This window comes from Snodgrassella sp. ESL0323, assembly GCF_013346865.1.
Classification (GTDB): Bacteria; Pseudomonadota; Gammaproteobacteria; order Burkholderiales; family Neisseriaceae; genus Snodgrassella; species Snodgrassella alvi.
The window spans coordinates 88,986-110,703 of the sequence record NZ_JAAEDT010000009.1 but is presented as its reverse complement, the minus strand read 5'-3'; the positions used below and the strand labels follow the sequence as shown (position 1 = coordinate 110,703).

The window sequence follows — 21,718 nt, the reverse complement described above, 5'->3', positions numbered from 1 at the left end:
TTAAGCGATAACTTTAGCAACCACACCGGCACCAACTGTTCGGCCACCTTCACGAATCGCAAAGCGTAAGCCTTCTTCCATCGCAATCGGATGAATCAGTTCTACGTCTATCGTTACATTCTCTCCCGGCATTACCATTTCCACACCTTCTGCCAGACTTACTGCGCCAGTTACGTCTGTTGTACGGAAATAGAACTGCGGACGGTAGTTCGCAAAGAACGGTGTATGACGACCACCTTCTTCTTTGCTCAGTACGTATACTTCTGCTTTGAATTTGGTGTGCGGAGTGATGCTGCCCGGTTTTGCCAGTACCTGACCACGTTCTACTTCTTCACGTTTGGTACCACGCAGCAATACACCTACGTTATCACCTGCCTGACCTTGATCCAGCAATTTGCGGAACATTTCAACGCCAGTACATGTGGTTTTCTGGGTGTCTTTCAAACCAACGATTTCAATTTCGTCACCTACATTGATTACACCGCGTTCTACACGACCGGTAACCACGGTACCACGACCTGAAATTGAGAACACGTCTTCAATCGGCAACAGGAATGGTTTGTCTACTGCACGTTCCGGTGTAGGAATGTAGCTGTCCAGTGCATCTGCCAAAGCCATAATTGAAGCTTCACCGATATCTGACTGGTCACCTTCCAGTGCTTTCAGAGCTGAACCTTTAATCAAAGGAACATCATCACCCGGGAATTCGTAGCTTGACAACAGGTCACGAATTTCCATTTCTACCAGTTCCAGCAACTCTTCGTCGTCTACCATGTCACATTTGTTCATGTAAACGATAATGTAAGGTACACCTACCTGACGAGCTAACAGGATGTGCTCACGGGTTTGTGGCATTGGACCGTCAGCTGCAGAAACCACCAGAATCGCGCCGTCCATCTGGGCAGCACCGGTAATCATGTTTTTCACGTAGTCAGCGTGTCCCGGGCAGTCAACGTGTGCATAGTGACGTTCTGCGGTTTCGTATTCTACGTGTGATGTATTAATGGTAATACCACGGGCTTTTTCTTCCGGGGCATTGTCAATCTGATCATAAGCTTTGGCTGCACCACCAAATTTCTGGGACAGAATGGTACACATTGCAGCAGTCAAAGTGGTTTTACCATGGTCAACGTGACCAATGGTGCCAACGTTTACGTGCGGTTTGCTCCGCTCGAATTTTTCTTTAGCCATGAGCTAAGTTTCCTTGAATAAAGATCATTAAAGAACGATGATAACCTGAAAGTACAGGTACTTTCAGGTTATCGGTAAATAAGTTAGCCTTTACGTGCAGCAATTACCTGCTCGGCTACATTATTTGGTGCTTCAGCGTATTTCTTGAACTCCATGGAGTAAGTAGCACGCCCCTGAGTAGCAGAGCGCAGGTCGGTTGAATAACCGAACATTTCTGCCAATGGTACTTCGGCACGAACTTTCTTGCCGCCAATACCATCATCATCCATACCCAGCACGATGCCACGACGACGATTCAAGTCGCCCATTACATCACCCATGTAGTCTTCCGGTGTTTCTACTTCAACCGCCATGATAGGTTCCAGCAATGCCGGAGAAGCTTTGCGCATACCGTCTTTGAATGCCATAGAACCGGCTAATTCAAACGCGATTTGCGAAGAGTCCACATCATGGTATGAACCGAAAGTCAGGCGCACACGGATATCCACAACCGGATAACCGGCCAGAATACCATTAGTCATGGTATCACGAATACCTTTATCCACAGACGGAATAAATTCACGTGGAATCACACCACCTTTAATTTCGTCGATGAATTCGTAGTTTACACCACCCGGTTCCAGAGGTTCCATAGTGATCACTACATGACCATACTGACCTTTACCACCAGACTGTTTAACGTATTTGGCTTCGGATTCCACTGATTTACGGATGGTTTCACGATAAGCTACTTGTGGTGCACCCACATTGGCTTCTACACCAAATTCACGTTTCATACGGTCTACAATAATTTCCAGATGCAATTCACCCATACCGGAAATAATAGTCTGACCAGATTCTTCATCTGTTTTCACACGGAAAGACGGGTCTTCTTTAGCCAGACGGTTCAGAGCCAGACCCATTTTTTCCTGGTCAGCTTTAGTTTTTGGTTCAACTGCTACGTGGATAACCGGTTCCGGGAATTCCATACGTTCCAGAATAATCGGAGCGTCAGTATCACATAGCGTTTCACCTGTAGTTACATCTTTCAGACCAATTACAGCTGCAATGTCACCGGCACGTACTTCTTCGATTTCATCACGATCATTGGCTTTCATCTGTACCAGACGACCAATACGTTCTTTAGTGCCTTTAACAGAGTTCACTACAGTATCGCCAGATTTCACCACGCCAGAATACACGCGGATAAAAGTCAGCTGACCAACGTATTTATCGTTCATCAGTTTAAATGCCAACGCAGAGAATTTCTCATCGTCGCTGGCTTTACGGCTGTCTTTTTCACCATCCGTTTTTTCACCGGCTACTGGCGGAATATCTGTCGGGCTGGGCAGATACTCAACTACAGCATCCAGCAGACGCTGTACACCTTTGTTCTTGAATGCTGAACCGCACAGCACCGGCTGAATTTCACCGGCCAGTGTACGTGCACGCAGGGCAGCAACGATTTCTTCCTCGCTCAGCTCTTCACCGCCAAGGTATTTTTCCATCAGTTCTTCGTTGGTTTCTGCTGCAGCTTCAACCATTTTTTCGCGCCATTCTTCGGCAACGTCTTTCAGGTCGGCAGGAATATCAGCATACTCAAATTTCAAACCCTGAGTTGCATCATCCCATACAATAGCCTGCATTTTCAGCAAATCCACCACGCCTTCGAAACCGTCTTCAGCTCCTACCGGAATCACAACCGGTACCGGATTGGCACGCAAACGGGTCTGCATCTGTTCAACCACACGGAAGAAGTTGGCACCCTGACGGTCCATTTTATTTACAAAAGCCAGGCGAGGCACTTTGTATTTATTGGCCTGACGCCATACAGTTTCAGACTGAGGCTGTACACCACCCACGGCACAGTAAACCATTACCGCACCGTCCAATACACGCATAGAACGCTCTACTTCAACGGTAAAGTCTACGTGTCCCGGGGTATCAATAATATTTAAACGGTGTTCTTTAAACTGACCTGCCATACCTTTCCAGAAGGTGGTAACAGCAGCAGAGGTAATGGTAATACCACGTTCCTGTTCCTGCTCCATCCAGTCGGTGGTGGCTGCACCGTCATGTACTTCACCCAGTTTGTGAGTCATGCCGGTGTAAAACAGAATACGTTCTGAAGTGGTGGTTTTACCAGCATCAATATGTGCAGAAATACCGATATTGCGGTATTGCTCAATAGGGGTTTTACGAGCCACGATAATTGCCTTTCTGCATTAGAAGCGGAAGTGAGAGAAGGCTTTGTTGGCTTCAGCCATGCGATGTACTTCCTCACGTTTTTTCAATGCACCGCCGCGACCTTCGGCCGCATCAATTAATTCACCAGCCAGACGCAAATCCATGGATTTTTCACCGCGTTTACGAGCCGCGTCGCGTACCCAGCGCATGGCCAGAGCCAGACGGCGAGCAGGACGAACCTCAACAGGAACTTGATAGTTAGCACCACCAACACGACGGCTTTTTACTTCTAATACCGGTTTGGCATTGGCAATGGCTTCGTTAAACACTTCGATGGCTTCTTTACCGGTTTTCTTTTCAATCTGTTCCAGAGCACCGTATACAATGCGTTCTGCTACAGATTTTTTACCGTCAATCATCAGCACATTCATGAATTTGGATAATTCGATACTGCCGAATTTCGGATCTGGCAATATGTCACGTTTTGGGACTTCTCTACGTCTTGGCATTTCAATTTCCTTAAACTATTCAGCTGGGCATAGCCCGCGAATATTTATGTAAATATTCACTTACTCGACAGATAATCTGCCGATGCGTCCAATTATTTAGGACGTTTAGCACCGTATTTAGAACGAGACTGCTTACGGTCTTTAACACCTGCGGTGTCCAGAGAACCGCGTACAGTATGGTAACGCACACCCGGCAAGTCTTTTACACGACCGCCGCGAATCAGTACTACGCTGTGTTCCTGCAGGTTATGGCCTTCACCGCCGATATATGAAATCACTTCATAACCGTTGGTCAGACGCACTTTGCATACTTTACGCAGCGCTGAGTTAGGTTTTTTCGGAGTAGTGGTGTATACACGGGTACATACGCCACGTTTTTGAGGACAAGCCTCTAAAGCAGGTACTTTGTTGACGTAAACCGGAGCCTGACGTCCTTTACGTACCAATTGGTTGATAGTAGGCATATTTTCTCTTTATCCTGTTGAGTCAATATATGCCGGCACCATGCCGGCAAAACGGGTATTCTAGCATTCCTGCTTTATTACGGTCAAGATAATCAAACTTTAAACGCTTTATATCTGTTGAAAAAACAACTATATAAAACCATGTGCAAAATAAAACCGCTGAATGGCTTTCAGCGGTTTTATTTACAACAGATATTAAAGCTTATTCGCTTTTCTCTGCAGCCTCAGCAGCCAATTGCTCCTGCCATTTCTGGCGGCGACTGCGATGGTAAGTCAGTCCGGTACCGGCCGGAATCAGACGACCAACAATTACGTTTTCTTTCAGGCCGCGCAAATCGTCACGTTTACCCATAATAGCCGCTTCAGTCAGCACACGGGTAGTTTCCTGGAAGGATGCAGCAGAAATAAACGAATCGGTAGACAATGATGCTTTTGTAATACCTAGCAATACATTGTCAAAGCGTACCGGTTCTTTACCTTCCGCCAGCAATTTCTCATTGGCAATCATTACATCACCGCGTTCAACTTGCTCACCAGTAATGAAGTGACTGTCACCGGCATCGGCAATATTTACCCGGCGCAGCATCTGGCGAATGATCACTTCGATATGTTTATCGGAAATCTTCACACCTTGCAGACGATACACTTCCTGTACTTCCTGCACGATATAACGAGCCAGCGCCTCAATACCCTGCAAGCGCAGAATATCATGCGGATCGACTGCACCATCTACAATCACTTCACCGCGATTCACCACCTGACCATCATGTACCAGCACCTGTTTTTCTTTGGAAATCAGAGTTTCATAAGCAGCACCGTCTGCATCAGTAATAATCAGACGCTGTTTACCCTTGGTTTCCTTACCGAAAGAAACAGTACCAGTTACTTCAGCCAGCATACCCACATCTTTCGGAGTACGTGCTTCGAACAATTCAGCTACACGCGGCAGACCACCGGTAATATCGCGGGTTTTGGATGAAGCCTGAGGAATACGGGCCAGTACATCACCTTTACCCACTTCCTGTCCTTCTCGTACAGTAATCACCGCACCAACCGGGAAGGCCATGGAAACAGCGGTTTCACTTCCTGCCATGCGAATTTCTTCGCCTTTGTCATCCAGCAGTTTTACTGTCGGACGCAACAGTTTAGACTGAGTAGAGGAACGACGTTTACCATCAATAACTACCAGTGTAGACAAACCGGTAACATCATCGGTCTGTTTGGCTACAGTAACGCCTTCTTCGATATTTTCAAAGCGCACCCGACCGGCAAACTCGGTAATCATCGGACGGGTATGCGGATCCCATGTAGCCAGTGTCTGACCGGCTTTCACCACACCACCATCTTTTACCTGCAATAATGCACCGTAAGGTACTTTATGGCGTTCACGCTCACGACCAATATCGTCATGAATCACAATTTCGGATGAACGACCAATAACGACCAGTTCACCTTTGTTATTGGCTACATAACGCATCTGGCTGGAGAAACGAACCGTACCACCAGATTTAGCTTCTACCTGACTAGCAGCTGCAGCTCGTGAAGCAGCACCACCAATGTGGAAGGTACGCATAGTTAACTGAGTACCCGGCTCACCAATAGACTGAGCGGCAATCACACCAACAGATTCACCGGCATTGACCAATTTACCGCGCGCCAGATCTCGGCCATAACATTTGGCACACAATCCATGACGTGTTTTACAGGTAATCGGAGTACGTACTTTAACTTCATCGACACCTGAGTTATCAATCAGATCAACCAGGCTTTCATTCAGCAGCGTACCTGCTTCAACTAAAGTTTCACCACTGGTCGGATCAACTACATCTTCAGCAGTAACACGTCCCAGTACGCGATCACGTAATGATTCAATGATATCACCGCCCTGTACCACTGCTTTCATCACAAAGCCGTCATTGGTACCACAATCATCTTCTACTACCACCAAGTCTTGTGTCACATCAACAAGACGACGGGTCAGATAACCGGAGTTAGCGGTTTTCAATGCCGTATCAGCCAGACCTTTACGGGCACCGTGAGTAGAAATAAAGTACTGTAATACTGTCAGACCTTCGCGGAAGTTAGAAGTAATCGGTGTTTCAATAATGGAACCATCCGGTTTCGCCATCAAACCACGCATACCTGACAACTGCTTAATCTGAGCGGCAGAACCGCGGGCACCGGAGTCAGCCATCATGTAAATTGAGTTAAATGACTCCTGATCAACCAGATTACCTTCGCGGTCAACTACTTTCTGAGTAGACAGATTATCCATCATCGCTTTGGCAATCTTGTCACCGGTACGACCCCAGATATCGACTACTTTATTGTAACGTTCGCCATTGGTTACCAGACCCTGACGGTACTGATCTTCAATTTCTTTAACTTCTGCATTAGCTTCTGCCAGCAATTGTGGTTTACTTTCAGGCACCAGCATATCGTCAACGCAGATTGAAATACCGGCACGAGTTGAGAATGCATAACCGGTATACATCAGGTGGTCAGCAAAAATGACAGTATCACGCAATCCGCAGCGACGGAATGAAGCATTAATCAGCTTAGAAATTTCTTTTTTCTTCAGCGTTTTATTAATATGATCGAAAGACAAACCTTTTGGCAGAATCTCTGACAGCAGAGCACGGCCGACAGTAGTTTCATAACGGTTAACTACCGGTACAAATTCGTCCTGACCATTTTTCACCCATTCACGCAAACGTACAGTAATTTTAGTACCCAGCTCTACCTGACGAGTCTGGTAGGCACGATGTACTTCTTTTACATCAGCAAACAGGCTGCCTTCACCCTTACCATTAATTTTGTCGCGGGTCATATAATACAGACCCAATACGATATCCTGTGACGGTACGATAATTGGTTCACCATTAGCTGGTGACAATACATTATTCGAAGCCAGCATCAGGGTACGCGCTTCCATCTGTGCTTCCAGACTCAGTGGTACGTGTACAGCCATCTGGTCACCGTCAAAGTCGGCGTTAAATGCAGTACATACCAGCGGATGCAGCTGAATTGCCTTACCTTCAATCAGAATCGGCTCAAATGCCTGAATACCTAAACGGTGCAAGGTTGGTGCACGGTTGAGCAGAATCGGATGTTCACGAATAACATCTTCAAGAATATCCCATACAATCGGCTCTTCCTGTTCCACCATTTTTTTGGCTTTTTTGATGGTAGTTACGGTCGGATCTAGCTGTTCAAGTTTATGGAAAATAAATGGTTTGAACAGTTCCAAAGCCATTTTCTTCGGCAAACCGCACTGATGCAGACGCAGGTACGGACCAACGGTAATCACAGAACGACCGGAGTAATCGACACGTTTACCCAGCAGATTCTGACGGAAACGACCGCCCTTACCTTTAATCATATCTGCCAGGGATTTCAGCGGACGCTTATTAGCACCAGTCATGGCTTTACCACGACGGCCATTATCCAGTAATGAATCTACCGCTTCCTGTAACATACGTTTTTCATTGCGTACAATGATATCCGGTGCACGCAGTTCAAGCAGGCGTTTCAAACGGTTGTTACGATTAATGACGCGACGATACAGGTCATTCAAATCAGAAGTAGCAAAACGGCCGCCATCCAGCGGTACCAGCGGACGCAAATCCGGTGGCAGTACTGGCAGCACATCCATAATCATCCATTCCAGCTTCATACCGGAACGCTGGAATGCTTCCAGAACTTTCAGTCGTTTAGCAATTTTCTTAATTTTTGTATCTGAACTGGTTGAATCCAGTTCCTGACGCAATACAGTAACCTCATGGGCAATATCCATGGCTCGCAGTAAATCGCGAATGCCTTCAGCACCCATCTTGGCTTCAAAATCGCCGCCGGACTCTTCATATTTGGTAATGTATTCTTCTTCACTGAGCAGCTGACGCGGCTGCAATGAAGTCAGTCCCGGATCAGTTACCACATAAGCTTCAAAATACAGAATACGTTCAATGTCACGCAAAGTCATATCTAATACCATACCCAGACGGGATGGCAAAGATTTCAAAAACCAGATATGCGCAACCGGTGCAGCCAGTTCGATATGTCCCATGCGCTCGCGGCGTACTTTGGACAAGGTTACTTCCACACCACATTTTTCACAGGTTACCCCGCGAAATTTCAGACGTTTGTATTTACCACACAAACATTCATAATCTTTAATCGGGCCAAAAATCTTGGCACAAAACAAGCCGTCACGTTCCGGTTTAAAAGTACGGTAATTAATCGTTTCCGGTTTTTTCACTTCACCGTACGACCAAGAACGAATGGTATCCGGCGAAGCAATGCCGATTTTAATTGCGTCAAATTCTTCTTCGGCACTGGCATTTTGCAGCGGATTAAATAAGTCTGATAAAGCTTTCATATTTGCTCCTGACGATGCCGTATACAGTATGCCTCACACACTGTATACGACCGGTGTCGGTTAGTAACGTTCCAAATCCATATCCAGGCCTAAAGAGCGAATCTCTTTCAGTAACACATTGAATGATTCCGGCATGCCGGCATCAATCTTGTACTCGCCTTTAACAATGTTTTCATACATTTTGGTACGACCGGTGACGTCATCTGATTTCACAGTCAACATTTCCTGCAGAGTATAAGCAGCACCATAAGCTTCCAGTGCCCAAACTTCCATCTCACCAAAACGCTGGCCACCGAATTGAGCTTTACCACCCAACGGCTGCTGAGTGACCAGACTGTACGGACCAGTAGAACGAGCATGCATTTTTTCATCAACCAGATGATGCAGTTTCAGATAATGCATTACACCCACAGTCACCTTACGGTCAAAGGCTTCTCCAGTATGACCATCATACAGTGTCATCTGCGTACGGGTATCATTAAAGCCCAGTTTCTGAATTTCTGGATCATCCTCTGGATAAGCCAGTGCCAGCATATTTTTGATTTCGGATTCTTCCGCACCATCAAATACTGGTGTAGCTACAGTCATACCTTTACGCAAATGCTGAGCCAGATTGATGATTTCATCGTCATTAAACTGCGATAAATCTTCTTTCTTACCACTGCTGTTGTACACTTTTTCAAGGAAAGCACGAATATCATCAGCAGCACGTTTTTCTGTCAGCATACGGTCAATACGCTCACCAATACCTTTGGCAGCCCAGCCCAGATGTACTTCCAGAATCTGACCAATATTCATACGACTTGGTACACCGAGCGGATTCAGTACGATATCTACAGCGCGTCCGTCGGCCATGTAAGGCATGTCTTCAACCGGCAGAATGCGGGATACCACACCTTTATTACCATGGCGGCCGGCCATTTTGTCACCGGCTTTCAGGCGACGTTTAATGGCAATAAACACCTTAACCATTTTCTGTACACCCGGCTGTAATTCATCGCCTTGTGTCAGTTTTTTCTTCTTGATTTCATACAGAGCATCTGATTCTTCATGCTTGGCCTGCAAACTTTCCTTAATCAGTTCCACCTGCTTAGCAATACTTTCATCACTCAGACGAATATCAAACCAGTCATGACGGCTTGGCAATGAAGCCAAATATTCTTTAGTAACTTCTGCGCCTTTAGCCAGCTTCAATGGTCCGCCATTAACTTTTTGTCCCAGTATCAGGCGCTCAGTACGATCAAAAGCATCATCATTGAAAATGCGCAACTGATCAGTCAAATTCTGACGATAGCGTTTCAGTTCTGCATCGATAATCGCTTTAGCACGTTTATCGCGTTCAATACCTTCACGGGTAAATACCTGAACATCAATAACAGTACCACTCATGCCAGTAGGCATACGCAGTGAAGTATCTTTTACATCACTGGCTTTTTCACCAAAAATAGCACGCAACAGTTTTTCTTCTGGTGTAAGTTGAGTTTCACCTTTAGGTGTCACCTTGCCTACCAGTACATCACCGGCCTCTACTTCAGCACCAATGTAAACGATACCGGATTCATCCAGACGATTTTGCATACGCTCAGACAAATTCGGAATATCACGGGTAATTTCCTCGGCGCCCAGCTTGGTATCACGGGATACCACATTCAATTCTTCAATATGAATTGAAGTATAACGATCACCGGCAACGACACGTTCTGAAATCAGAATTGAGTCTTCATAGTTATAACCATTCCATGGCATGAAGGCGATAGTCATATTCTGACCCAATGCCAGCTCACCTAAATCAGTAGAAGCACCATCCGCAATAACATCACCGCGCTGGATAACATCACCCTTCTGTACGGCAGGACGCTGATTAATATTGGTTGACTGGTTAGAACGGGTGAATTTCACCAGATTGTAAATATCCACACCCACTTCACCAGCAGTAGCCTCGTCATCATTAACACGTACTACGACACGGTTTGCATCCACATATTCCACAACACCGCCGCGACTGGCCGCAATAGCTGTAGCACTGTCAATAGCCACAGAGCGTTCAATACCGGTACCAACCAATGGTTTTTCAGCACGCAGGCAAGGTACTGCCTGACGTTGCATGTTGGCACCCATCAAAGCACGGTTGGCGTCGTCATGCTCAAGGAACGGAATCAGTGAAGCCGCTACTGAAACCACCTGACCGGTAGCCACGTCCATATACTGTACGCGATCCGGTGTTGCCATTATGGTTTCACCTTTTTCACGGCAAGTTACCAAATCACCGATAATCCGGCCGTCTTTATCCAGATCGGCATTCGCCTGGGCAATAACAAAACGACCTTCTTCAATAGCAGACAAATAATCAATGTCATTGGTTACTTTACCGTCGACAACTCGGCGATAAGGTGTTTCCAGAAAACCGTATTTATTGGTACGGGCATAAACTGCCAGCGAATTAATCAAACCGATATTCGGACCTTCAGGTGTTTCAATCGGACATACACGACCGTAATGAGTCGGATGTACGTCACGCACTTCAAAGCCGGCACGCTCACGGGTCAGACCGCCAGGTCCCAATGCAGATACACGGCGTTTATGGGTGATTTCAGACAACGGATTAGTCTGATCCATAAACTGAGACAACTGACTGGAACCGAAAAACTCTTTGATTGCAGCAGAAACCGGTTTAGCATTAATCAGATCATGCGGCATCAGATTTTCTGATTCGGCCTGATTCAGGCGTTCTTTAACGGCGCGTTCTACACGTGACAGACCACTACGGAACTGGTTCTCAGCCAGCTCACCCACAGACCGTACGCGACGGTTACCCAAATGGTCAATATCATCTACTTCACCATGTCCGTTGCGCAATTCAACCAGTGTAGCAATCACGGATACAATATCCGGAATAGTCAGTACATGATTGCCTTCTTTATCAGCATTGGCAAAAGTTTGTGTCATCAGACGGCCATACCAGGACTCCTGCTGCGCTTCCAGCAATTTTTGCTGATAAGTACGGGTGTTGAATTTCATCCGGCCAACCCGTGACAAGTCATAGCTGTCCTCACTAAAGAACAAGCGATTAAACAATGCCTCAACAGCATCTTCGGTTGGCGGCTCACCCGGGCGCATCATGCGATAAATAGCAATACGTGCAGCCTGCTGACCTTCAATTTCATCAGTACGCAAAGTATTGGAAACATATCCGCCCTGATCCAGATCGTTGATATAAAGAGTTGAAATTTCTTTGATTCCCTGTATATCAAACTGTGCCAGCAACTCTTCCGTGATTTCATCATTGGATTTAGCCAGTATTTCACCGGTATCCGGAACAACTACATCAGCAGCCAGTACCTTGCCAATCAGACTTTCCGGTTCAACTTCCAGCCATTTAATATCTGCAGCAATAATGTCACGGATATTCTTGGCATTAATTCGTTTGCCTTTTTGTACCAGTACTTTGCCGTCTTTATCTACCAGATCAAACTTGGCAGTTTCACCTCTCAGACGTGCCGGAATTAGATCAGTATGCACACCATCTTTAGACAGGTGGTAACTTTCACGGTCATAGAACATGTCCAGAATCTGTTCCGGTGTAAACCCAAGTGCTTTCAGTAAAATAGTTACTGGCATCTTACGACGACGGTCGATACGGAAATACAGCAAATCTTTCGGGTCAAATTCAAAGTCAAGCCAGGATCCGCGGTAAGGAATAATCCGTGCTGAAAATAATAATTTACCAGATGAATGTGATTTACCTCTGTCATGCTCAAAGAATACACCCGGAGAACGGTGTAACTGTGAAACAATGACGCGTTCAGTACCGTTAATAATGAATGAACCACTAGGTGTCATCAACGGAATTTCACCCATATAAACTTCATTTTCACGAACTTCTTTAACAACATTAGGTTTGGATGACTCTTTGTCCAAAATTACCAGTCGGATACGTGCCCGCAACGGAGCTGCATAAGTAATACCACGCAGCTGACATTCCGGAATGTCAAATACTGGTTCACCTAATACATAATGAGTGAACTCGAGACGGGCATAACCGTTATGACTGATAATCGGAAAAATAGACTGAAAAGCAGCCTGAAGACCAATATCTGCACGCTGGTCATAGGATGTTTCCATCTGTAAAAACTGTGTATAAGAATCCAACTGCGTAGCCAATAAAAACGGCACTTCTAATACATTGGCACGTTTGGCAAAGCTTTTACGGATACGTTTTTTTTCAGTAAAAGAGTAGGACATGAACAGTCTCCAGTAGGGAGGTTTGGCAAGTAAGGTTTTATAAATACTCAGATAACTGTTAAAACCAAAAAGTAAAATTAAGTAAATTATAGGCTTTTATGTAAATATTTATAAAATATCACTTAAGCTAGACAAGCGAAAGCAGGCTGGTAGCCTAAGCTACCAGCCTGTAAAACGCAACTGAAATTACTTGATTTCGACAGAAGCGCCTGCTTCTTCCAGTTGTTTTTTAATTTCGTCAGCTTCAGCCTGAAAAACACCTTCTTTAAGAGTTTTAGGTGCACCGTCAACCAGATCTTTAGCTTCTTTCAGACCCAAACCAGTGATAGCACGAACAACTTTAATCACGCCAACTTTCTGAGCACCGGCAGAAGTCAATACTACATCGAATTCAGTTTTTTCTTCGGCAGCCGCAGCACCACCGCTAGCACCACCACCAGCAACAGCCAAAGCAGCTGCAGATACACCAAATTTTTCTTCAAAAGCTTTAACCAGATCGTTTAATTCCATAACGGTCAGGTTACCAACTGCTTCCAGAATGTCTTCTTTAGTAATAGCCATGCTATTAAACTCCAATTATTGAGAATAAAAATTTAAATATAAATCAGATGAAATTTAGGCAGCTTCTTCGCCGGCTTTTTTCTCAGCCAAAGCAGCAAGTGCACGGGCAAAACCGGAAACAGGAGCTTGCATAATACCCAGCAATTTCGCGAGCAATTCGTCGCGGCTCGGAATAGAAGCAAGTTCTGCCACCTGAGCAACATCCAGCAGATCACCATTATATGAACCTGCTTTCAGTACAATTTTTTCATCTTTTTTCGAGAACTGGTGCAGTACTTTTGCAGCAGCAACCGGGTCTTCAGATACCGCATAAACCAACGGACCAACCATCTGATCAGCCAGAGCGGCAAATGATGTACCTTCAACAGCGCGACGGGCTAATGTGTTTTTCAACACATGCAGGTATACACCTGCTTTACGAGCATTGGCACGCAGTTCGGTCATACTGGCAACACTGATACCCCGATACTCGGCAATAACCATAGTTTGAGCGTTAGCAATGGCTGCTACGATTTCGGCTACGGCTGCTTGCTTGGTTTCAATATTGAGACTCAAGGTCTACCTCCCACTGTTTTTAATCAGAGCGATATGAATACCACTCCACCCAGCGCGGCAACCCAAAAAGACATCCGTAAGCAAGGCTTACACAAGATTATCCGGGACTACCGTCTGCGTAGGGTTATTTTTTTAAAATTTGTTTTACAACCACAAATTCCCTACGGTCTTGGACATCTACTTATTTCTAAGTAGCCCAACATATAAATGTAAAACATTTATATGAATTTTAATGGCAGTCTGATATAAGACCAAACTGCAGAATTCAAGGATACTTCTTAATTATTTACAGAAGCGCTGTCAACACACAAACCTGCACCCATCGTGCTGGATACGGCGATTCTGCGCAGATACTGACCTTTTGTTGCAGCAGGTTTAGCTTTAACAATGGCATCCAGTAATGCGTTAAAGTTTTCACGCAGATCAGCGGCATCAAAAGAAGCACGACCAATAGTTGCATGTACGATACCAGCTCTATCTGTACGATACTGTACCTGACCTGCCTTCGCATTTTTAACAGCTTCAGCAACATTTGGCGTAACAGTACCCACTTTCGGGTTTGGCATTAAACCACGCGGACCCAGAATAGTACCTAGCTGACCTACTACACGCATAGCATCAGGAGATGCAATTACCACATCAAAGTTCAGGTTACCTGCTTTGACTTCAGCAGCCAGATCATCGAAACCAACCACATCTGCACCGGCTGCTTTGGCAGCTTCAGCATTAGCACCCTGAGTGAACACAGCTACACGTACAGTTTTACCAGTACCTTTAGGCAGCACTACAGAACCACGAACAAGCTGATCAGATTTACGTGCATCAATGCCCAAATTGAAAGATACATCAATAGATTCATCAAATTTGGCCGTAGCATTAGCTTTAACCAGATTCAGAGCATCATCAATAGCATATAATTTATTGGCTTCTACAGCAGCACGAATAGCCTGCATACGTTTTGAAAGCTTAGCCATTTACACACCCTCCACATCTAAACCCATTGAACGGGCACTACCGGCAATGGTGCGTACCGCTGCATCCAGATCAGCAGCAGTTAAATCAGGCTCTTTAGTCTTGGCGATTTCTTCCAATTGAGCACGAGTCACTTTACCCACTTTCTGGGTTAATGGATTTGAACTACCTTTTTGCAGACCAGCTGCTCTTTTCAGCAAAAAAGAAGCCGGCGGCGTTTGCATTACGAAGGTAAATGATTTATCTGCAAACGCAGTAATCACTACCGGAATCGGCAGACCCGGTTCAACATTCTGCGTAGCCGCATTAAAAGCTTTGCAGAATTCCATAAGATTCAGACCACGCTGACCCAGCGCCGGACCTATCGGAGGAGCCGGATTGGCTTTACCTGCAGGAACCTGCAGTTTGATATAACCTATAATTTTTTTTGCCATTTGATTTAAACTCCAAATAAACGGGTATGACGCAGCAAATGCCGCTCCCCAAAAGCAAGACCCGTGATTATAAAGAAAAATCCTTTTCCTTACAAGCACAGGTTAGTTTAAGTTGTATTATTGCAGTTAAATTTTCTCTACCTGAGAAAATTCCAGCTCAACCGGTGTTTCACGTCCAAATATCTGCACAGCAACGCGCAGTTTATTGCGTTCGTAATTGACTTCCTCTACAACACCATTAAAGTCTTTAAACGGACCTTCGTTTACTCGCACTTGCTGACCAACATCAAAGAGAACTTTTGGTTTCGGTTTTTCTACCCCACTTTGCACCTGATGCAAGATAGCATCCACTTCACGAGCTGAAATAGGCAATGGTTTATTAGCAGTTCCGCCAATAAAGCCCGTCACACGTGGTGTATTTTTAACTAAGTGCCATGAAGCATCGGTCATATCCATTTCTACCAGAACATAACCAGGAAAAAATTTACGTTCAGTAATACTGCGACGCCCGTTTTTTATGTCCACAACTTCTTCAACCGGTACCAGTATCTGACCAAAGTATTCACCCATTCCTTCACGCTCAATGCGTTCTTTTAAGGTCTTTTGTACATTTTTTTCAAAACCGGAATAAGCGTGTACAACATACCACTGTTTTGCCATGATCAGCTCCTCTTCATAAAGATGTCAAATAACAACCATGAAATCAGGCTGTCAACACCCCAAATAAATAACGACAAGACAGCAACAAATATCAGCACAAACAGGGTCATGCGCAATGCCTCATTACGCTCCGGCCAAACTACTTTTCTGGCTTCCGATACACAGTCACGCACATAGGCAGTAAGTTTGCGTCCACCCGTACTCCAAAAAAATACAATTACAATGGCTGCTACCACACCTACTAATGGAAACAAATAACGAATATAAAGTGGCAATTGCGCATCAAGAGCATAGAATGCCTGAATACCAGCGGCAACCAATATAGCAGAGAGAAAATATTTTAATAAATCAAACCATTTATTACGTTTGACTTCCAACTCCTGCTGTTGTTTAGCTTCAGCTTTTAATTGTGCTTTGGTTTTGGCTCCTACATCTTTCGATGTTTTGTTGTCCATATAACCACCTTTTAATTAATACAAAAAAGACTAACCGACCATTGGCCGATTAGTCTGATTTTTTGGCAGGCCAGGAGGGTCTCGAACCCCCAACCCTCGGTTTTGGAGACCGATACTCTACCAATTGAGCTACTGGCCTACAAAACTTTAAGCGATAACTTTAGCAACCACACCGGCACCAACTGTTCGGCCACCTTCACGAATCGCAAAGCGTAAGCCTTCTTCCATCGCAATCGGATGAATCAGTTCTACGTCTATCGTTACATTCTCTCCCGGCATTACCATTTCCACACCTTCTGCCAGACTTACTGCGCCAGTTACGTCTGTTGTACGGAAATAGAACTGCGGACGGTAGTTCGCAAAGAACGGTGTATGACGACCACCTTCTTCTTTGCTCAGTACGTATACTTCTGCTTTGAATTTGGTGTGCGGAGTGATGCTGCCCGGTTTTGCCAGTACCTGACCACGTTCTACTTCTTCACGTTTGGTACCACGCAGCAATACACCTACGTTATCACCTGCCTGACCTTGATCCAGCAATTTGCGGAACATTTCAACGCCAGTACATGTGGTTTTCTGGGTGTCTTTCAAACCAACGATTTCAATTTCGTCACCTACATTGATTACACCGCGTTCTACACGACCGGTAACCACGGTACCACGACCTGAAATTGAGAACACGTCTTCAATCGGCAACAGGAATGGTTTGTCTACTGCACGTTCCGGTGTAGGAATGTAGCTGTCCAGTGCATCTGCCAAAGCCATAATTGAAGCTTCACCGATATCTGACTGGTCACCTTCCAGTGCTTTCAGAGCTGAACCTTTAATCAAAGGAACATCATCACCCGGGAATTCGTAGCTTGACAACAGGTCACGAATTTCCATTTCTACCAGTTCCAGCAACTCTTCGTCGTCTACCATGTCACATTTGTTCATGTAAACGATAATGTAAGGTACACCTACCTGACGAGCTAACAGGATGTGCTCACGGGTTTGTGGCATTGGACCGTCAGCTGCAGAAACCACCAGAATCGCGCCGTCCATCTGGGCAGCACCGGTAATCATGTTTTTCACGTAGTCAGCGTGTCCCGGGCAGTCAACGTGTGCATAGTGACGTTCTGCGGTTTCGTATTCTACGTGTGATGTATTAATGGTAATACCACGGGCTTTTTCTTCCGGGGCATTGTCAATCTGATCATAAGCTTTGGCTGCACCACCAAATTTCTGGGACAGAATGGTACACATTGCAGCAGTCAAAGTGGTTTTACCATGGTCAACGTGACCAATGGTGCCAACGTTTACGTGCGGTTTGCTCCGCTCGAATTTTTCTTTAGCCATGGCTACTTCCTATCTAAAGATGATTAGGTTTATCAATTCTAATGGTGCCCATGGACAGAATTGAACTGTCGGCCTCTCCCTTACCAAGGGAGTGCTCTACCCCTGAGCTACATGGGCGTACGGTAGGTATTTACTTATCTGGAGCGGGTGAAGGGAATCGAACCCTCACCGTAAGCTTGGAAGGCTTCTGCTCTACCATTGAGCTACACCCGCATACTCACTTAAAAAAATTACAAGCAAGACTGGAATTTTGGTGGAGGGAGAAGGATTCGAACCTTCGAAGCTTTCGCAACAGATTTACAGTCTGCCCCCTTTGGCCGCTCGGGAATCCCTCCAAAAGAGAACGGCATGATAATGTTCATTTTCCACTTCGTCAAGTCTATTCAGCATTTTTTTTTGCTTAAAATAGTAATCAACTGTTTCAAATACATTTCATGTCTGGAAAAATTTACTCTTTTTCCGCCATTAGCTGCTGATATTTTGCTTCCAGCTCTTCTTCGCTTTCCGGATGTTCTTCATCAATAATGATACAGTCTACCGGGCAAACTTGCTGGCATTGCGGCTCATCATAATGGCCGACACACTGTGTACAGCGCTCTGGGGTGATTTCATAAATCTCATCACCCTGATAAATAGCGTTGTTTGGGCACTCAGGCTCACATACATCGCAGTTAATGCACTCATCTGTTATCAAGAGTGACATGTTTTTCCTTTATCGTTAAATTTAACTCTAAACCGTTGGGCGCGGATTATAGCACTATTTTGTTTTCTCTCCTGCAATTCGCTCTTTCTCTCTATTCAGCATCAATTTTATGATAAGTCAATAATTCAAAACGACTTATACCTGACTTTCCTTGTTTAAGCACCTCCCAGCCAGCTGGAAGTACAGGTAATGTGTTACTTTCCATGTATACGCGCGCATTCGGAAGCAAATGTAATGAAAGAGCATCCAGCAGTTCATGCCATTGCTGCCAGACATACGGCGGATCGAGAAATACTATGTTAAATTGCTGGTGATTATTTATGAGAAAACTGTGTGCTTCTGTACAAATAAGCTCTATCTGCCCAAAATTCAATTGCTGCACATTACTTTTTATTGCTGCAGCAACCTGACGATTTTTTTCTATCATAGTAACTTTAGCAGCACCTCGTGAGGCAGCCTCCAGCCCCATTATCCCGCTACCGGCAAAAAGGTCCAGAACAGCCATTCCGGTTAAATCCTGTCCCAGCCAGTTAAACAATCGTTCACGCACACTATCTGCAGTCGGACGCAGTCCTTCGGCTGCCGGAAATGTTAATTTACGTCCGCGATGAGTACCGCCAATAATGCGTACCTGATTGCGATGCTGATGCTGTACTTTTGCCACGTATACTCACTCCGATAAAAAAAGACTTTCAGGCATTCTGAAAGTCTTGATACATTTAATTTCTTAAAGCAGCCTGATTTATTCTTTTGGTGCAGGTGGCTCAATCTGCTCCGTATAACCGCACTCTTTTTGCGGACACACTTTTTCAGTTCCGCGCCGCTTAGTTGTTTTGATGGTCATTATTGGCCAACCACACTGCGGACAACTTTCTTTAACCGGCGGATTCCAGACAGCATAATCACAGTCCGGATAAGTATTACAACTGTAAAATAATTTACCATAACGGCTTTTACGCTCAATCAGACTGCCTTTATGACATTTAGGGCACTCAATACCCGTGTCTTTTGGCTTTTCAAGCGGTTCAATATATTTACATTTAGGATAATTGGCACAACCAATAAATTTACCGTAGCGTCCGCGTTTATATACCAGTTGTCCTTCACACTTCGGGCAAACCCGCCCTTCTACAACCGTCGGTTCTTCTGCTGCCTTTGCTGCTTCCTCGGCTGTTTCATTAACATTGCGGGTGTAGTCGCATTCCGGATAACCGCTGCATGCAATAAAACGCCCGCGCTTACCAAATTTAATTTGTAATTGATGGGTACCGCATTTAGGACAGATTTCATCTAGATTTTCGGCAGTTAATTCTGCGCGGGGTATATCTTCCTTAGCTTTGATTTCTTTATCAAAGCCTTTCCAGAACTGCTGCATTACGGGTTTCCATTCCCGCTTACCGCCGGCAATATCATCCAGCTGATTTTCCAGTCTGGCAGTAAAGTTATAATCCACATACTGACCGAAATGTTCGGTCAGAAATTTATTAACCACTTCACCGGTATCAGTGGGCATAAAACGCTTCTGTTCCAGAGTAACGTATTCCCGCTCTTTTAGTGTGGAAATAATACTGGCATAGGTTGATGGACGACCAATACCATACTCTTCTAGTGCTTTAACCAGACTGGCTTCAGAATAACGCGGTGGTGGCTGGGTAAAATGCTGCTCGCCAAAAATCCTGTCAACCGGCAAACTGTCCCCCTCATGAAGTTCCGGCAATTTTTTGGCATTCTCATCTTCTTCGCTGTCGTCCACACCCTCTTCATAGACACTGAGGAAACCGGCAAAAGTTTGTACCTGACCGGTTACTCTGAAGATACCTTTACCCACAACAATATCAACACTGGTAGTATCAAAGCGTGCAGGCGCCATCTGACAGGCCACTGCCCGCTGCCATATCATCTGATACAAGCGAAACTGGTCGGCAGTCAGAAATGGTTTTACTGCTTCTGGCGTACGATACACTGAGGTAGGACGAATAGCCTCATGCGCTTCCTGTGCATTTTTAGATTTGGTTTTGTATATTTTGGGAGATGAAGGTAAAAATTCATTACCGATTTTGTTGTCAATATAATGACGTATTTCTGTTACAGCTTCATCTGAGAGACTAACCGAATCGGTACGCATATACGTAATCAGACCCACAGCTCCTTGTCCGACATCCACACCTTCATATAACTGCTGTGCGGTACGCATGGTACGATCAGTTGTCATACTCAGTTTACGTACTGCTTCCTGCTGCATAGTCGAGGTGGTAAATGGAGCTGCAGGATTACGGCTGCGCTTTTTCTTTTCTACGTTAGATACATGTGCTGGTTGACCGGCCAAAGCTGAAACGATACCTTGCTGACGTTCTTCATCAGGAATGTCAAATTGTTCCAGCTTCTGCCCCTGCCAATGGGTTAATTTAGCGGTAAATTTAGTACGTGCTTTATGGCTGTCAAGGTGTACAGTCCAGTATTCCTGTGCAGTAAACTCGCGGATTTCCTCTTCTCGTTCACAAATCATGCGTAATGCTGGGCTTTGTACTCTGCCAGCAGATAAACCACGACGAATTTTTTTCCACAATAAAGGTGACAGATTAAAACCTACCAGATAATCCAGTGCCCGTCTCGTCTGCTGCGCATCTACCAGCGTTTGTGACAGTTCACGCGGATGGGCTACTGCATCCAGTACAGCTTTTTTGGTCACTTCATGAAACACTACTCGCTTTGGCTGCAGATTTTTCAGGCCGCGTTTGGATTTCAGTATTTCCTGCAAATGCCATGAGATGGCCTCACCTTCCCTATCCGGGTCGGTAGCCAGATACAATGCATCAGCCTCTTTTGCTGCAGCCACAATTGCATCGAGATGTTTGGCATTACGACTTACTAACTGGTACTTCATAGCAAAGTCATTTTCCGGATCCACTGCACCGCTTTTGGGAACCAGATCACGCACGTGACCGTAGGAGGCGAGAATTTCAAAATCGCTACCCAAATATTTCTTCAGCGTTTTCGCTTTAGATGGAGATTCAACAATCAACAGTTTTTTTGCCATTAGTTCAGGCTCACATTCGTAATTTAAGTATTTGTGATATGTTGTTAGTCTGG

The 21,718-nt window shown here is 45.1% G+C and carries 16 protein-coding genes and 4 tRNA genes; all 20 read right to left on the bottom strand.

Going from position 1 to position 21,718, the window contains the following annotated elements:
- Positions 1–1,191 carry an elongation factor Tu gene (gene tuf, locus GY065_RS02005; RefSeq protein ID WP_025329891.1) on the bottom strand — a complete coding sequence of 397 codons (1,191 nt, stop codon included), beginning with the start codon at positions 1,189–1,191 and terminating at the stop codon, positions 1–3.
- Between the two features lie 83 nt (positions 1,192–1,274).
- Positions 1,275–3,377 carry an elongation factor G gene (fusA, locus tag GY065_RS02000; protein ID WP_037476195.1) on the bottom strand — a complete coding sequence of 701 codons (2,103 nt, stop codon included), beginning with the start codon at positions 3,375–3,377 and terminating at the stop codon, positions 1,275–1,277.
- A gap of 18 nt (positions 3,378–3,395) precedes the next feature.
- On the bottom strand, positions 3,396–3,866 hold the full coding sequence (rpsG, locus tag GY065_RS01995; protein ID WP_037476193.1) for a 30S ribosomal protein S7: 471 nt from the start codon (positions 3,864–3,866) through the stop codon (positions 3,396–3,398).
- Positions 3,867–3,958: 92 nt separating this feature from the next.
- A complete protein-coding gene (rpsL, locus tag GY065_RS01990; protein WP_025329900.1) occupies positions 3,959–4,330 on the bottom strand; it encodes a 30S ribosomal protein S12 in 372 nt (123 codons plus the stop codon).
- 202 nt (positions 4,331–4,532) lie between these two features.
- Positions 4,533–8,708: a DNA-directed RNA polymerase subunit beta' gene (gene rpoC, locus GY065_RS01985; RefSeq protein WP_025329899.1), complete on the bottom strand. Its 4,176-nt coding sequence runs from the start codon at positions 8,706–8,708 to the stop codon at positions 4,533–4,535.
- A 60-nt stretch (positions 8,709–8,768) separates the two neighbouring features.
- Positions 8,769–12,950 carry a DNA-directed RNA polymerase subunit beta gene (gene rpoB, locus GY065_RS01980; protein ID WP_174832898.1) on the bottom strand — a complete coding sequence of 1,394 codons (4,182 nt, stop codon included), beginning with the start codon at positions 12,948–12,950 and terminating at the stop codon, positions 8,769–8,771.
- Positions 12,951–13,136: 186 nt separating this feature from the next.
- Positions 13,137–13,511: a 50S ribosomal protein L7/L12 gene (gene rplL / locus GY065_RS01975; protein WP_037476189.1), complete on the bottom strand. Its 375-nt coding sequence runs from the start codon at positions 13,509–13,511 to the stop codon at positions 13,137–13,139.
- 54 nt (positions 13,512–13,565) lie between these two features.
- Complete coding sequence (rplJ, locus tag GY065_RS01970) at positions 13,566–14,066, bottom strand: 50S ribosomal protein L10 (protein ID WP_025329896.1); 501 nt, start codon at positions 14,064–14,066, stop codon at positions 13,566–13,568.
- A 278-nt stretch (positions 14,067–14,344) separates the two neighbouring features.
- On the bottom strand, positions 14,345–15,040 hold the full coding sequence (gene rplA / locus GY065_RS01965; RefSeq protein ID WP_037476187.1) for a 50S ribosomal protein L1: 696 nt from the start codon (positions 15,038–15,040) through the stop codon (positions 14,345–14,347).
- Positions 15,041–15,472 carry a 50S ribosomal protein L11 gene (gene rplK, locus GY065_RS01960; protein ID WP_037476186.1) on the bottom strand — a complete coding sequence of 144 codons (432 nt, stop codon included), beginning with the start codon at positions 15,470–15,472 and terminating at the stop codon, positions 15,041–15,043.
- Between the two features lie 126 nt (positions 15,473–15,598).
- Entirely contained in the window at positions 15,599–16,132 is a 534-nt protein-coding gene (gene nusG / locus GY065_RS01955) for a transcription termination/antitermination protein NusG (RefSeq protein ID WP_025329893.1), read from the bottom strand.
- A 2-nt stretch (positions 16,133–16,134) separates the two neighbouring features.
- Positions 16,135–16,587: a preprotein translocase subunit SecE gene (secE, locus tag GY065_RS01950; protein ID WP_174832897.1), complete on the bottom strand. Its 453-nt coding sequence runs from the start codon at positions 16,585–16,587 to the stop codon at positions 16,135–16,137.
- Between the two features lie 63 nt (positions 16,588–16,650).
- A tRNA-Trp gene (locus tag GY065_RS01945) sits at positions 16,651–16,726 on the bottom strand.
- A gap of 8 nt (positions 16,727–16,734) precedes the next feature.
- Positions 16,735–17,925 carry an elongation factor Tu gene (tuf, locus tag GY065_RS01940; protein WP_025329891.1) on the bottom strand — a complete coding sequence of 397 codons (1,191 nt, stop codon included), beginning with the start codon at positions 17,923–17,925 and terminating at the stop codon, positions 16,735–16,737.
- A 42-nt stretch (positions 17,926–17,967) separates the two neighbouring features.
- Positions 17,968–18,042, bottom strand: a tRNA-Thr gene (locus GY065_RS01935).
- A 22-nt stretch (positions 18,043–18,064) separates the two neighbouring features.
- A tRNA-Gly gene (locus GY065_RS01930) sits at positions 18,065–18,138 on the bottom strand.
- A 38-nt stretch (positions 18,139–18,176) separates the two neighbouring features.
- Positions 18,177–18,260: transfer RNA gene (locus GY065_RS01925), tRNA-Tyr, on the bottom strand.
- Positions 18,261–18,373: 113 nt separating this feature from the next.
- Entirely contained in the window at positions 18,374–18,628 is a 255-nt protein-coding gene (locus GY065_RS01920) for a YfhL family 4Fe-4S dicluster ferredoxin (RefSeq protein WP_037392355.1), read from the bottom strand.
- Positions 18,629–18,719: 91 nt separating this feature from the next.
- Positions 18,720–19,292, bottom strand: a complete 573-nt coding sequence (gene rsmD, locus GY065_RS01915) for a 16S rRNA (guanine(966)-N(2))-methyltransferase RsmD (RefSeq protein ID WP_174832896.1) — start codon at positions 19,290–19,292, stop codon at positions 18,720–18,722.
- A gap of 78 nt (positions 19,293–19,370) precedes the next feature.
- The gene (gene topA, locus GY065_RS01910; protein ID WP_037476183.1) at positions 19,371–21,665 is read right to left on the bottom strand and encodes a type I DNA topoisomerase; all 2,295 of its coding nucleotides are present in this window, start codon (positions 21,663–21,665) and stop codon (positions 19,371–19,373) included.
- Between the last annotated feature and the right edge of the window lie 53 nt (positions 21,666–21,718).